Annotated in this window: 11 protein-coding genes; 8 read left to right on the forward strand and 3 right to left on the reverse strand. The window is 43.5% G+C overall.

Features of this window, described 5'->3' with window-relative positions; genetic code table 11:
- The first annotated feature begins 302 nt into the window (after positions 1-302).
- Positions 303-818 (forward strand): DUF962 domain-containing protein, encoded by a 516-nt coding sequence (locus R1T43_RS06585; protein ID WP_211070473.1) that lies wholly within the window; start codon positions 303-305, stop codon positions 816-818.
- A 109-nt stretch (positions 819-927) separates the two neighbouring features.
- Here the strand turns inward: R1T43_RS06585 and R1T43_RS06590 are convergent, their stop codons facing one another.
- Positions 928-1,584 (reverse strand): crotonase/enoyl-CoA hydratase family protein, encoded by a 657-nt coding sequence (locus R1T43_RS06590; protein ID WP_317354184.1) that lies wholly within the window; start codon positions 1,582-1,584, stop codon positions 928-930.
- Positions 1,585-1,968: 384 nt separating this feature from the next.
- Between R1T43_RS06590 and R1T43_RS06595 the strand changes: the two genes are divergently transcribed.
- Positions 1,969-2,565 carry an ECF-type sigma factor gene (locus R1T43_RS06595; RefSeq protein ID WP_211070475.1) on the forward strand — a complete coding sequence of 199 codons (597 nt, stop codon included), beginning with the start codon at positions 1,969-1,971 and terminating at the stop codon, positions 2,563-2,565.
- Positions 2,566-2,610: 45 nt separating this feature from the next.
- A complete protein-coding gene (locus R1T43_RS06600) occupies positions 2,611-5,940 on the forward strand; it encodes a serine/threonine-protein kinase (protein WP_317354187.1) in 3,330 nt (1,109 codons plus the stop codon).
- Between the two features lie 93 nt (positions 5,941-6,033).
- Here R1T43_RS06600 and R1T43_RS06605 read toward each other — a convergent pair whose 3' ends face one another.
- Positions 6,034-6,423, reverse strand: a complete 390-nt coding sequence (locus R1T43_RS06605) for a helix-turn-helix transcriptional regulator (RefSeq protein ID WP_317354189.1) — start codon at positions 6,421-6,423, stop codon at positions 6,034-6,036.
- Positions 6,424-6,699: 276 nt separating this feature from the next.
- On the opposite strand from R1T43_RS06605, the gene R1T43_RS06610 reads away from it, so the two are divergent.
- The 3 genes from R1T43_RS06610 (at position 6,700) to R1T43_RS06620 (ending at position 10,790) form a co-directional block, all read left to right on the forward strand.
- A complete protein-coding gene (locus tag R1T43_RS06610; RefSeq protein ID WP_317354192.1) occupies positions 6,700-10,002 on the forward strand; it encodes a PKD domain-containing protein in 3,303 nt (1,100 codons plus the stop codon).
- 186 nt (positions 10,003-10,188) lie between these two features.
- Positions 10,189-10,482 (forward strand): hypothetical protein, encoded by a 294-nt coding sequence (locus R1T43_RS06615; RefSeq protein WP_317354194.1) that lies wholly within the window; start codon positions 10,189-10,191, stop codon positions 10,480-10,482.
- An 8-nt stretch (positions 10,483-10,490) separates the two neighbouring features.
- Positions 10,491-10,790: a hypothetical protein gene (locus R1T43_RS06620; protein WP_317354196.1), complete on the forward strand. Its 300-nt coding sequence runs from the start codon at positions 10,491-10,493 to the stop codon at positions 10,788-10,790.
- A 60-nt stretch (positions 10,791-10,850) separates the two neighbouring features.
- Here R1T43_RS06620 and R1T43_RS06625 read toward each other — a convergent pair whose 3' ends face one another.
- The gene (locus R1T43_RS06625) at positions 10,851-12,515 is read right to left on the reverse strand and encodes an NAD(P)/FAD-dependent oxidoreductase (protein WP_317354198.1); all 1,665 of its coding nucleotides are present in this window, start codon (positions 12,513-12,515) and stop codon (positions 10,851-10,853) included.
- A 215-nt stretch (positions 12,516-12,730) separates the two neighbouring features.
- Between R1T43_RS06625 and fdxA the strand changes: the two genes are divergently transcribed.
- Positions 12,731-13,057, forward strand: a complete 327-nt coding sequence (fdxA, locus tag R1T43_RS06630) for a ferredoxin FdxA (protein WP_211070482.1) — start codon at positions 12,731-12,733, stop codon at positions 13,055-13,057.
- A gap of 66 nt (positions 13,058-13,123) precedes the next feature.
- Positions 13,124-13,924: an RNA methyltransferase gene (locus R1T43_RS06635; RefSeq protein ID WP_317355717.1), complete on the forward strand. Its 801-nt coding sequence runs from the start codon at positions 13,124-13,126 to the stop codon at positions 13,922-13,924.
- The last annotated feature ends 169 nt before the right edge of the window (positions 13,925-14,093 follow it).

Genomic DNA, 14,093 nt, shown 5'->3' on the forward strand with positions numbered 1-14,093 from the left:
TTAGTTTTATCTTTGTCTTCGAAAAGGTAAGTTATATTGCGCGATAAGGCAATTTTTAGTGGCTTTTGCGATTAAACCTTTTTTAGGAGCTTCGCCCTACTTTTGTCGACTTTGCCATGCACTATTTCTAAACTTCTCAACAAGACACGCAAGACTCAGTAAGTGTCATTACTTTCACGCGCCTACCCACGTTCTCTTCTAGTTTGCTATCCATTTGACCTAACTGTCGGCTTTACGACAGTGTGAAGTGCTATTTCTCGATAATCTCTCCTCAGTATAAGAAAAAGTTTATAGGTAGCTAAATGAAAACGCTTGAGCAGCATCTAAGTGAGTACGCTAAATACCATAGAGATCAGCGTAATATCTTTACCCATTACATTGGTATTCCCCTTATCGTTTTTGCATTTTTAAGCTTGTTAAGCCGCCCGGCTTTTGAAGTTACTGCGCCAATTGTAGGGCCATTATTGCTAAGCCCCGCGTTGTTCGTGTGGGTAATAGGTAATGTATTTTACCTAAAGTTAGATGTGAAACTTGGCCTAACTATGGTGGTGTTAACTGGGGCTTTGCTTTACATCGCACAGCCTTTAGCACAAAGCGCAACATGGTTATGGCTATCTGCTTCAATCGGTATTTTTGTTGGCGGTTGGATTTTACAATTTGTTGGGCATCATTTTGAAGGTAAAAAGCCTGCCTTCGTAGACGATATTATGGGCTTGGCTATTGGTCCGTTGTTTGTGGTTGCAGAACTTGGCTTCGAGTTGGGTTTGCGAGGAGAACTTCAAGCGAAAATTGAAGAAACCTCAGGTGCAGTGCATTAGTTAAATTGCCCAACGGCTACGCAATGAAGCGCGCTTCGTTAAGTGGTGAAAATAGTGGAACTGCGCGAGCAGCAAATGGCACCTTTTCGGTGCCATTTTAGTTTTTTGTTTAGCCTCGCATTTTAGATAGCGTTTCTTTGCGAAGTTGTAGCTTCGATTCAGCAAACGCTTTCGCAGGCAACATTTTAAGTTTTTCAGCATAGCCCATTGCGGTAGCAAGTACTTGCTCTTGAGGTACTGCTGCATCCAAATAGCCCACTTTTACTGCTTCCTTCCCTTGATATACACGCGAAAAGAGCAACGCTTCGGTTAAAGAAGTAGGGGCTAAACGTGACTTCGCCAGTTCCATACCAAACGCAGGTAAAACCATGCCGATAGCGGTTTCTGTTAAACCATATTTAGTGTCACCATCTTTACCTATACGCAAGTCAGCGGCCATCAAGAATATTGCCCCTAATGCGATACTATGGCCTTCAGCGGCAACAATAAGGGGTTTAGGATAGCTGTAAAGCCTTACAATCAAGTCGGCCCCTGCTTGCACTAATTTTACTTGTTCGGTTTTATCTTCAGCTTTCATCACGGAAAGGTCGAAGCCACCGCAAAACTTATCGGCACCGCCATACATCACCACGGCATCTGCTTTTTGTTCAGCCTCATCTAATGCGTTATTCAACGCATCAATAAGGGCAAAGCCTACTGCGTTTACTTTCCCGTCATCAAAGGTAATAAGTGCTACCTTGTTTTCAATTTTTAATTCGAAAGCCATCACTGCCTCTTTATTGTTAATGCTATTGTGGGGAGTTTGTTTTTAGTGACGCTAAGAAGCAAGTTTTTTTAAATAATGAAGGGTATTGGCGTTCGCTTATACACGCAAAAGTCGAAATGCTTAAAGGCCTCCATACCGCCGATTTTCTTAGTCGAATTATTTTTAAAAGTTCGCTATCTCAAGCCTTTACGAGGGGGGAATCTATATTAAGTATCCTAATTGATGAGTGTAAGTGATTGTTAGTAATAATAAATGATTATACTTCAGTTGAGTTTAGGTTTTTTGAATTATTACTTAAGATAAAGTGCATTTAAGCGTTGACTAATCGCCATATTATTTCTATGTTGGTAATTAAAGTGATTAGCCAATGCGCTAGGCAGCAGTATGGAAGATGTTCATTTGAGGGATACAAGCGGCGAATTTACCGAAGTGTTAAACGCTTGGGTAATTAATAACGATTTAAAAAGTGCCAATCAGCTTCGTAGTATTGTTTACTATCATTTGAAAGGCATGGTGAAAAAGCAGATCAGCAAAAAAGCGGAGTCTGACAATACGCTAAGCCTGCTCGACAAGCTTCCTAATACCACCTCACTCCTTCACGATGTCATTATTAAACTGACTGCGCCGGATGAAATTTTTGAAAACAGGCAGCAGTTTTATGCTTCGCTCGCGGTGTTTGTGCGCTGGATGTTGCAAGATGAAATTAAAAAGCGCTCTGCGAAAAAACGCACTAACGATTTTGATGACGTGGTACAGATAACCGACGCTTCTATTGACTCAGGTTTATATCTTAGTTTCGACAATGCGTTATCTTCACTCGAAAATGTATCTAAGCGTTGTTACCAAATAGCGCTTCTTCACTATTATCTAGGGCAAAATGTAGGCGAAATAACCTCGCAGCTCAGTTTAAGCGAATCTACGGTTTACAACGAATTGTCGGCGGCGAAAGCCTACCTTCGGGTTCAGTGCGAAGCCGCTTAGTTCACCCCGCCATAATGTTGTTCAGTTAAATCAAAAGAGCTATTCATGAAGTTTGAAAATGCTTTACTCTTTTTTCAGCACCTTATTGGGTTGGATGAAGCTAAAATGCGCGAAAATTTATCGCAGTTATGTCCAAAAGAAGCCCCAATATTCGCTGAAACCTTGGCATTGATCGATGCCCATTATGCGAATCAACAACGAAGTGGCTTCACACAGTTAGTGGGTGCTCAAGCCGATTTACTGTGTGATGATAATCACGCGAAATCCCTAGAAGGTAAACAAGTTGGCCCTTATCTGCTGAAGCACAAGCTTGGCCAGGGCGGAATGGGAGCGGTGTATTTAGGTCAGCGAAATGATGGGTTAATTGAGCAAAAAGTGGCGATTAAATTCGTTTACTCATCGATTGCCGATTTAGCGGGCGATAACTTTATACAAAGAGAAGCACAGCATTTAGCCAATTTAAATCACCCTAACATCGCTAAAATTTATACCATTGATGTTACCGAAGAGAACATTCCTTATTTGGTAATGGAATACATTGATGGCGCGCTTTTGTCTGAAGCGCCAATTTCAAATAAACAGAACCTGTCGCACGCCACGAATGCCTACCTTTCAATTTTAATTAAGCTGTGTAGTGCCCTATTTGAAGCGCATCAAAGCGGTATTATTCACGCTGATATTAAACCGTCGAATATTATTGTGGATGAACACAACCAACCAAAGTTACTCGACTTTGGTATTTCTCACTCGTTAAGCCATCCAGATAACCAACAGCTAACTGCAGTTAGTAACGATTTCGCCAGCCCGCAACAACAAAGCGGCAATCAAGCTAAGGTGACCGATGACATCTATGCGCTAGGTAAAGTGATGGCGTTTATGTTTCAGCACCATACAACCAATGCTGAATTTGAGGCGGTCATTCAAAAAGCGACATCCAGTGAACCAAAGGATCGTTTTCAAAGTGCCGAGCAATTTAGCGATGCACTGGAATGCTTATTCGCCAATCGGCCACTTAAGTGGTTTAAAAGCAGCAAGCCATATTACTACAAAAAATGGTTTCAACGTTCGCCCGCAACTGCGTTATCAGCCGTAATCATCCCTTGTGTACTAGCGTTAGGGGCTGCTGCACTATTTATGCAAAATAAGTCGTTACTACAAGAATCTAAGAAAACACAGCAGACACTTTCTTTTTACGACGAGTTATTTTTGGCGCACTCACCACAATCAGAAGGCGGCGGGGCATTAAGTGCCGCTGATTTTATTAACCATGGTGTTGATATCGCGTTTTCGACATCGCTGAGCGATAGCGAAACCCGTGCATCGATTGTGGCCACCTTATCTCAAACGTTATTGAACTTAGGGTATGTAGAAAAGGCAAAGTACGTTATTGAGCGACTGGATGCGCAAGACACGAGTGGTGCATTGATGCAGGCAAAAATAGCCTATTACCGCGGTGATTTGAACAGCGCAACCCACTGGCTTACAAAACATAATAACGACTTCCCAAATACCTTTGAAAGCGAATTCCTTAACGCTCAGCTTCATTATGCCGTTACGCAAAGCGCACAAGTATTAGATACTTTAGCGAGTCTTCTAAACCGATTCGACAAGCAAATGTTGCCGGAAGATAAGTTTAGGCTGCAAAAATTCCAATGGGAAATTTTGCTTAAACACGAGCCTGCTACGTTACTTACCAGGGTTGAGGAGCCCTTGCCGTCAGATACGCCTACCCACCAAAAAGCATGGTTTGAAGGTATGAAATCATTAGCGTTAGCTAAACACGGCGATATGGATAGCGCAGCAGCACGAATGAAATCATCACTGGCATTAGGTGAGCAAGCCTACAATGCAACCAATCCAGAGCTCGCACAATTATATGGGTATTTACTGGAAACCGCGGCGCTAATAGACGACCCACTTGTGGTAGAGTTTTTACTTAGTAAGCAGCAAAGTATTTACCTTGCACTAACGCCCTTGTTTGAAAATCAACTGATAAAAGTTTATGAGCAGCAACACAACTATTATGCCTACGGCAAAATGTATGCTCAGAGTGTGTCTTTTATAGAATCTGCGGTAGCCTTGTGTGAACAACAAAGCCATTGTGCTCGGTTAAAGTTAAAACAAGCAATAGCCTTATACCTTGTTAATGATTTCACACGCGCGCTATCGGTTATTAAGGCAGCGGAAATAAAAGCGCCGAAAAATAGTGACGGCGCGTCCAACGAAAATTTAACGGCGTCTTTCTTTTTTTTCTCCTCGCTGGTGGCATTGAATAGTGAAATAGGTTTGGGATCTGCGGTGAAGCAAACTGATATTCAAGCATTGGCCGCGAAAGATACCTTGGGTGAGCATACCGCCTATATTATCCATACTGCTTTACGTGCAGGATTTACTGATTTCGCGATTGAGTATGGGCTCACACATACTCAAAACGATGATATCGAAAGACACTTAGCTCTGGCTTCGGCGTATGCGGTTAAAGGGGAGAAGCAAAAAGCAGAGGAAGTGTTAGCAACATCGAGCTCGCTTCCCATCAGCAAAGAGTATGGCGATACGCTTGCCAGTATTTTGCCCCCTGAGGTATTAATCGCACCTGATTTTAAGACCCTTCATATGATGGTGTTAGAGGGGCAAAATCGCTTAGTAAGTAATCGAAGAGTTGTAGGGGTAACCGCGCCAACCCACGGGGACAGCCTTAAAATGGGCACGCCTTTTACTTTTAAGTGGAATAAAGATGCCCTTAAAGGCGAAAGCATTTCTTTGTATATCAATCATAAGCTAAATTTTGAAGCCAAAGCGTTTGATTCATTTGAAAACATACAAGGCTTGCGCTGGCAGATGTTTGCTAAGCAAGTACCTAACACGGGCGAAGTAGAGATAGATCCTTTCTTTCTTATGGCAAATGGCGGGCAGGGCTTTAAGGTAATGATGGTATCCGATCAAGGCTATTGGTCACTGAGCGATGGCTCGTTTGGTGTACTAAATGGCACTGCGATAGATAACGGCATTACCCATACCATCAATCCCCGTTTACTCGTTGATGCTGTCAGTAAACCTGAAGCGTCTGAGGTTTATAATGTGGGCGAGCGTAATACTATTGAATGGGACAATGCCGCGTTAAAAGGCGATGCCGTAGGGATATATGTACTTCACGACAACCCTATTAATATTGGCAACGGACGCAATGCGCAGATCACTACTGTGATGAAACGACGTTGGTACTTAGTGACAAGTAGGACACCCAACTCGGGAGAGTATGGGCTAGATCCAGCGCAATTTAATGGTCAAGGAAATGCCTATAAAATACTTATTATAAGTGACTCAGGTTATTGGGCTGTGTCCGATGAGCGATTTACGGTAGTTAATCCGCATTAATAACATCTAAAAACACCTAAGAATAATCACGTGTTATTAATCTGTGTTATCAGTCTGTGATATTAGGCCGTGCGAAGGCGTAGCGACAACCTATTAACGGCTTGCCGCGAAGGCCTTCGTACTATCGGTTTGGGTATAAATTGCGGGACTCACACCTTCGTATTTTTTGAACAAGGTAGAGAAGGTTTTGTGTTCATAGAAGCCTAGCTTATCGGCAATAGTGGAAGGTCTTTCACCCACTAAAAGTAATTTCCTCGCCTCTGCAATACGCATTGTATCTATACAAGCTTTAGGCGATTTCCCGTAATGCTTCTGGCATAATCGCCTAAGGGTCGACACATCCATATTTAGGGCGTTGGCCATATTACTTACCCGTATATCACACATGTCGTGACTCAGCGCTCTTCTATCTATTTCACAGCTAAGCTGTTGTTCAAATTTCACCATGAACCGTATTTTTCGTTCTGCCTCACTTACCTTCATTGCCTTTAACCTACTTGAAATTGGCTATGACGGTATTGTGTTTTTATTCCACTTATCGCGGTAGAAAGAAAATGCGCAGGTATTTTCCAAAATAAAATTTAATTTTTTCGTTTTTACTATTCTTTTTATGTTTTTGGTTTTGCAGCGCTTTGCGATAGCAATTTTCACCTGTGTGATGAACAAGTTGCGCGATTTAAGGAAGGAAAGGGGCGGGCGATTAGGTTTATGCTTTTTTAGTTTAATGTTTAACCAATAAAAAGTATAAGGAAGTGTTTCATGTTCATCAGAGCAAATTATAAGAAAAGCATTATTGCTGCATCACTGGTACTAGCCTTGTCAGGTTGTAACGACGATGATAAAGAAAATGTTATTGTAAATGAAGAAGAGGCGGTTAATGAAGAGGTCGTTAATGTTGTCCCCGTCGCTCAAGCCGGTGAGGATGCAACCGTTGATGAGAATACGCAGGTTACACTATCCGGTAGTGGTATTGATGATGACGGTACAATTGCATCCTATAGTTGGGTGCAAACCGAAGGCGTAGCGGTGACGTTAACCAATGCCGACCAAGCTTCTGCTGAATTTACCGCCCCAGATGTGAAACCTTCCGAAACACTTACGTTCGAACTGACTGTTACTGATGATGCTGGGGCGACTGCCACAGATAGTGTGTCTGTCACAGTTACTCACATCAACGCATCGCCGACAATTTCAATATCAGCACAAGAAGTAGAAGAGAAAGAGGCTCACTCTATTGATGCGGTAGCTGAAGACGACGGTGAAATTGCCAGCTATTTGTGGGTTCAAACGGGCGGTACCGAGGTTGAGCTAAGCGGGGCGACTACCGCAACGCTTTCCTTTGTTGCACCATCAGTAGAGGGCGATGAAACTTTATCCTTTGCCCTTACCGTAGAAGATGATGAAGGTGAGACGACGACCGAAACGGTTAACGTAAATGTACTCCAGAAAAACGTAGAATTGACGTTAGTAGGGCTAGTGACTGATTCCCCTATTATTGATGCAAACGTTGTTATTAACGTGGGTGATGAGCAACAGGAAGTGACAGCCGGTAGTGATGGAAGTTATACCGCCACACTGAGTGTGGATGACGATGCGACTGATAAAATGGTGTCGATTGTAGCCAGTGGTGTAGGATCGCAAACGCAAGCTAAACTTATGTCAGTGCTGGGGTCGGTTGAAGCACTCAATGAGGCTTCTACTGGTGATGGCGAGGTAACGAAAGATGATTTTTTCGGCGTGAATGTGACCAACGTTACCACTGCAAACGCCGGTTTAATGCAGCGAGAAAATCTGGGCGCCCCCATCGTTGATGACGAAACACTAGCGGCACTGAATCTTCGAGTTTCACAACAAGAGAAATTTGCGCTAGCCACCGCGATTAAGGTGGCAATAGATAAAGCGGGCGATGATGCCAGCCTAGCCCTTCCTGACGGTATAGTTGATACGCTAGCACTAGCCCAAAATCCCGAAGCTTCCACAGCCTATATTGAAACCATTGAAGATACCGAGGCTTATGCGTCAGCTTACGAAGAAATTATTGCAGACCCAGAGCTAGTAGATAGTGATTTAGACTCATCGGTTACCACCTACTTTTTGCTTGATTACTACAATCCTTTAATTAGTTATCCTGGCAAAAAGCTTACGTTAACCAGTGATACGACGGCGACTTATAGCAACTATTTAGGCACGTTTGAAGCTGAACGATTTAGCGATAACAGTGAGATGACGTTGGAATTTGATGAGGGCGTTTATCGGTTCTCGCAAAGTGAATTTGTCGACGTTAACGGGGTTATTCAGGAAGTTGAAGTAGGATATGATTACCATGAAATCACTTTTTTACCGCTAAGTGAGCAAGATGGAGTAGTAACGTTTGAAGTGACGTCGCTTTACTCAAAGTATTACCCCAATGGTGAATTGGAAGACATTCACAATATTATCGATGATCCTTCGCAAGTTACGGCAATTACCTTAAATAACGCCACAGAAATTACCATTGATAGTGCCGACAATAAGGCGTTATCACTACCCGTGACTTCTTCTTTTTTTGAACCTGATAACAATAACTTATTTACCTTCAATTGGTCTTCAGACACGTTTGAATTTAACGAAGACGGGACGGGTAATACCCGTGTTGTCGATAATGATTTTACATGGGTGAAGCAACCTTACGGGTTAAAACCTGATATCAACGAACTTGTCATTACATTTGATGACGGAACAACACTGTCTTATGTGCAGCTAACCGACTCAAGCGACAATAATCTTTATGCGGTTAGCGGAATCTCGTCAGACGGACAACGCGATTCATATAAAGTAGATGCTGGAGGCGCGATAACCGATGAAGATAAGTTCGACGTGGCATCTGTACCCGGTATCTATACTTACGCCTTTGATGGAGACAGCCTTAATGAATTTTGGTGGGAGCTTTGGCCGAATGGAAAGGCCTATACCATTGAAGTCGGTGATTACAACGGTGACGGCAAAATTTCAACAGAAGAAATTTTGGTGATGTATGGTAATTGGTCAGTGGAAGCGAATGGGGAACTACAAATAAATCGCTACCGCTTTACTGACTATAGTTGGCCTGGTTGTTTCAACGAATCTGCGGATTGTTACTTATACAACAGTCGAACATGGTCGGTATTTGCTCAGGTTGGCGATGCCTATCATATTACAAATCTGCACAAATTTGATTTCAATCAACAAGATGGCAGCAGCGGATTCGATGGCATCGTTGATTACTTTACTCAAGATAACCGCCGCGTGTCTAAGCAGGCGAACCGTCCTGTAACCGTAACACTGCCTGAACACCCGCACTTACCAGCGCTACCCCCTCAAGCATTTGTGAACTTAGTAGTACCCTCAGATTTCATAGGTACAACAATCTATGGTGTTGAGCAAAACGGGTTGTATACGGTAGAAGACGCATCAATAGCATTGAGCCTAGAAGCCGACGATACGTATACGCAAACCTTCGAAGGATTACCGCAAGGCCGTGAAAGTGGAAGTTACCTAGTTGCAGCAGATAACAGTATTCTTCTACAGGCAGAAGATGTTACGGCGCCGAATGCACTTCAAGCATTCTTGCTAGCGTCTGACGGCGTTGCGATTGGCGCTTATCTAGGTGCGCCAGTTCCGTTTTTTGAAACTCAGCAAGAGGCTGATGATTATGAAACGGTGTTAAGAGACGGAACTTCAGTTGCTTCGTTTGATTCGTTAAAAGATAAGAGTCTAGTGTTGGTAGACGCATCACAAAACGGTGAATGGTCTGCCACTTATTTACAGTTTGATGGCACCAATGTGGTCATCTATACCGACAGCACTTACTCAGAAGTAGACAATAGTTTCGCCTATGCGTTGAATGATGATGGGAGCATAGATATTGACGGTAGATTGTATCTCTCTTTGAGTACTACTGGATTCTCGGTATTCGTTTCTGATGAAGGAGAGGGTGATTATATTGACTTCAACTATCTTTTTGAAGATACGACACTAGCGGCTCAGTTCGTTGAAAATGCGAATAATGTGCGTGCGACGGCAGAGCAGTTGGGTGACAACTGATTGCCTAATTCCTAAATTAACTTTGAATAATTAAAAGGGCCTGACGGCCCTTTTTTATTATTAATGGTTAAATCTGCTCGATAACTAAGCCGAAGATCAGTATTTTACTTTATTAACTGTTAGTAAGCTTTCCTTGCTAGACAACACTAGCGAATTAATTGAATACTTAAAAAGGAAAGCAAGCATATGAAACAACTCACTGAATTAGAATTAAATGAAGTGGCTGGTGGCTACGAATGGGAGCAAATCGGCGTGGGTATTGCTATGGTAGGGCTAGGTATTGCTATTGTATCTACCGCTGGATTGGCAACCGTTCCTATTGCCTTGGCGGGCGCAGCAACGATAGGTGAAATTGGGTTAGGTGCAGCAGGCATAGGCCTAGCTGGTATGGGAGGCTTTGCCGCAGGCGGAGGCATCGGTGGCAGCTCTAGCAGCTCAAGCAGTATGAAAATGCAAGAATCTGAAACTGAAGACGAATAGAGCCAACTATGTATAAAGTCATTGTGAGTGGAAATAATATTGATACCGTATCTGCACTAAAAGTGCTACGTACGCTGGTTGATTTACCGCTGTCGAAGGTGATTCAAATGGCGAAAGCCATTAGCTCACTTGAGCGCTTTACCTTAGTAAGTGGTGTTGATGAAGCGTATGCTCAGCAATTAGCGCTTGAACTCACCAATGTTCAAGTGGATGCCAAAGTCGAGCCTTGTGATACTGACGAGCGGGTAGTAAGGGTTCCGCTGGCGCAGCATCGAAAGAAATGGCGTTTATTTGGCTTGCTTAAATGACTCTCTAACGGTCAGCAATAACACTGACCGTATTCTGCCTACTTGTAGAATTACTCCGCGCTAGGAATGAGTGCTAGAGGGCACTAAAGCCAGTGCTACCGCTTCTGCTACGCGAATGCCATCAATACCTGCAGACCAGATGCCTCCTGCATAGCCTGCCCCTTCGCCTGCCGGGTACAAACCCTCAATATTCACGCTCTCGTAGTGTTTATCACGTTTGATACATACTGGTGATGAAGTACGGGTTTCAACGCCGGTTAGCATACCATCAGCCTTAGCAAAGCCTTTGATTTGACGATTAAATGCGGGAATGGCTTCGCGGATAGATTCGATAACAAAATCAGGAACGACTTTACTTAAATCTGTCAGGGTAATACCTGGTGTATAAGAAGGCTTTACGTCACCCACTTCTTCGCTTGGTTTGCCAGCTAAAAAGTCGCCAATAAGCTGCGCTGGTGCGTGGTAGTTTTCGCCGCCAACTTTATAAGCCAATTCCTCCAGTTTACGCTGAAGATCTATGCCCGCCAACGGGTGTTCTGGGTAATCTTTTTCAGGGGTAATACCTACCACAATAGCGCTGTTGGCATTTCGTTCGTGACGAGAATATTGGCTCATGCCATTGGTGACTACGCGGCCTGGTTCAGATGTTGCAGCCACAACAGTTCCACCTGGACACATACAAAAGCTGTATACAGTACGGCCATTTCTACAGTGGTGCACAAGTTTGTAATCGGCTGCGCCCAAAATAGGGTTTCCAGCGTTATCGCCAAATCGACAGCTGTCGATCATGCTTTGTTCGTGTTCAATTCTAAAACCAATTGAGAAGGGCTTAGCTTCTATGTACACACCTTGGTCATAAAGTGATTGAAATGTATCGCGCGCGCTATGGCCTATTGCCATAATCACTTTGGTGCAGGGGAGGTAGCTACCGTCAGATAAGAAAAGCCCTTTAATTTTATGGCTTTTTGAGTGTTCATCTGCACCAGAGCTGTTTGTATCAGCACCAGGGCTGTCTAAATCCAAACGTTCTACCCTAGTACTGAAGCGAATTTCACCGCCAAGAGAAATGATCTGCTCGCGCATTTTCTCTACCATGCTCACCAGTTTAAACGTACCAATATGCGGCTTACTCACATACATGATTTCTTCAGGGGCGCCAGCAGCAACAAATTCATTCAGTACCTTACGGCCATAATGCTTGCGATCTTTTACCTGACTATATAGCTTGCCGTCAGAAAAAGTGCCCGCGCCGCCTTCGCCAAATTGTACATTCGACTCTGGGTTTAAGGGTTGTTTACGCCAAAAACCAAAGGTGTCTTTGGTGCGTTCCCGAACAGCTTTGCCTCGCTCAAGTACAATGGGTTTAAAACCCATTTGTGCCAAAATCAGCGCAGCGAATAGACCGCAAGGCCCAAGACCAACCACCACTGGACGGTCTGTAATATCACTCGGTGCAGTGGCAACAAACTTATAACGCATGTCAGGGGTTAATCGCACGCTGGTATCTTTGGCGAATTTTTCGAGCAGCGCAGCTTCGTTTTCTACCGCTACATCAAGGGTGTAAATAAGCTGGATGTCTCTATTGTTACGCGCATCGTAACCTCGTTTAAATACCGTGGTTTCAAGAAGCATCGATTTGGTGATTTGAAGCTTATGTAAAATTGCGTTTTCTATCGCAACTTCATCGTGATCTAGCGGTAATTTAATATCGGTTAAACGTAACATAATAATAGGTACTCTTGGCTTTGCCGGACGGCCTCTCCGTCAGGGCGCGCGTATGGTAAATCAGCAACAAGACTAATACTAGCTGCAATCACGGGTAAGCAGTGGGTTAATTAGCTTATTTACCCTAGAATAATAGAGTAAAAAGAAATTTGAGTTTTACACAGGCTAATTTAAACTTGGCACCCTGAAATAATAACCCAAGCATGTAGGTGCAAATGACCTTTGTAGTGACAGACAATTGCATAAACTGTAAGTACACAGACTGTGTTGCAGTATGCCCAGTAGATGCATTCTTTGAAGGACCTAATTTTTTAGCCATAGATCCTGCTATATGTATCGATTGTGCGCTATGTGTACCTGAATGTCCTGCCGACGCCATTGTTCAAGACACGCACCTCACTGATGCGCAAAAACCGTATTTGGCCATCAACGAAGCGCTTGCCGCGAAATGGCCTAACATCATCGAGCTTAAAGCGCCGCCTGAAGACGCCGATGTATGGAATGGTGTGCCAGATAAACTCGCCTTGCTTGAACACGAATAGCGTGCCCGATTAATAAACAACAATGCACCTGTGCGCTTCGTCTCCTAAAACGGAAGAAATAGAATGTTGAAACTGGATGATGTTAAAAAGCTGCATCAGAAAAAATACCGTAGCCAATTCGGCTTTTATTTAGTGGAAGGCGAGCATTTGGTATTGGAGCTTGCTAAGACGATAAATGCTCATACTAGTGAAAAGCCAAGTGCAGAATCTATCACGCTTTACATCACCGATGACTTTGAACAAAAGGCGAGGGCACTTGATTCGGGTTTTACGGTTGTAAACGTCACCCAAAAGCAAATGTCACAGCTAAGTGATACTAAAACGCCGCAAGGTATTATTGCCTGTGTGCCACTGCCTAGCCCTACAGCTAGCGCAGCCAATACTCTAGAGAATGCGTCGAACAAAGGTTCTAAACAAGAGCTTAAACATACAGGTAAGCAGCGCTATGTGTATCTGCACGAAGTTCAAGACCCAGGAAATTTAGGCACCATAATAAGAACATTAGCCTGGTTCGATAATTTCACCTTATTACTAAGCCCCAACAGTGTAGACCCTTTTAATTCTAAAGTGGTGCGTTCAAGTATGGGGGCAATCTTTCACGTGCCTATTGAATTAGACGTGAGCCTAAACGCATTACAATCCCGCTTTAGCCGGTTTGCCTATTTAGATATGGCAGGTGAAGCCGTTACCGCATCGTCGTTTTCAGATTTCGACTGCTACTTATTTGGTAATGAGGCCCGCGGCGTGCCTAAATCGGCGCTTTCTCAGTTTAATGCCGAGGCGTACACCATAGCCGGCAGTGGTAAGATAGATTCACTTAACTTGGCCAGTGCCGTGAATATGTGTGTTTATGAGTTGTCCCGTTAGCCTTTTGCTAAGGTTAATCAAACATATATTCACCCCACTGCGACAATACGCAGTAAACTCATTATTGAAAGATTAATGCGGCTTAGCGTTATTCGCTGGTTCCTCATTAGCTTGATAACAACCTAGACATTAGCAAAGTACTAATAGCTTGGTATCACACCCGAAAAGG

It is taken from the genome of Alteromonas sp. CI.11.F.A3 (assembly GCF_032925565.1).
Taxonomy (GTDB): domain Bacteria; phylum Pseudomonadota; class Gammaproteobacteria; order Enterobacterales; family Alteromonadaceae; genus Alteromonas.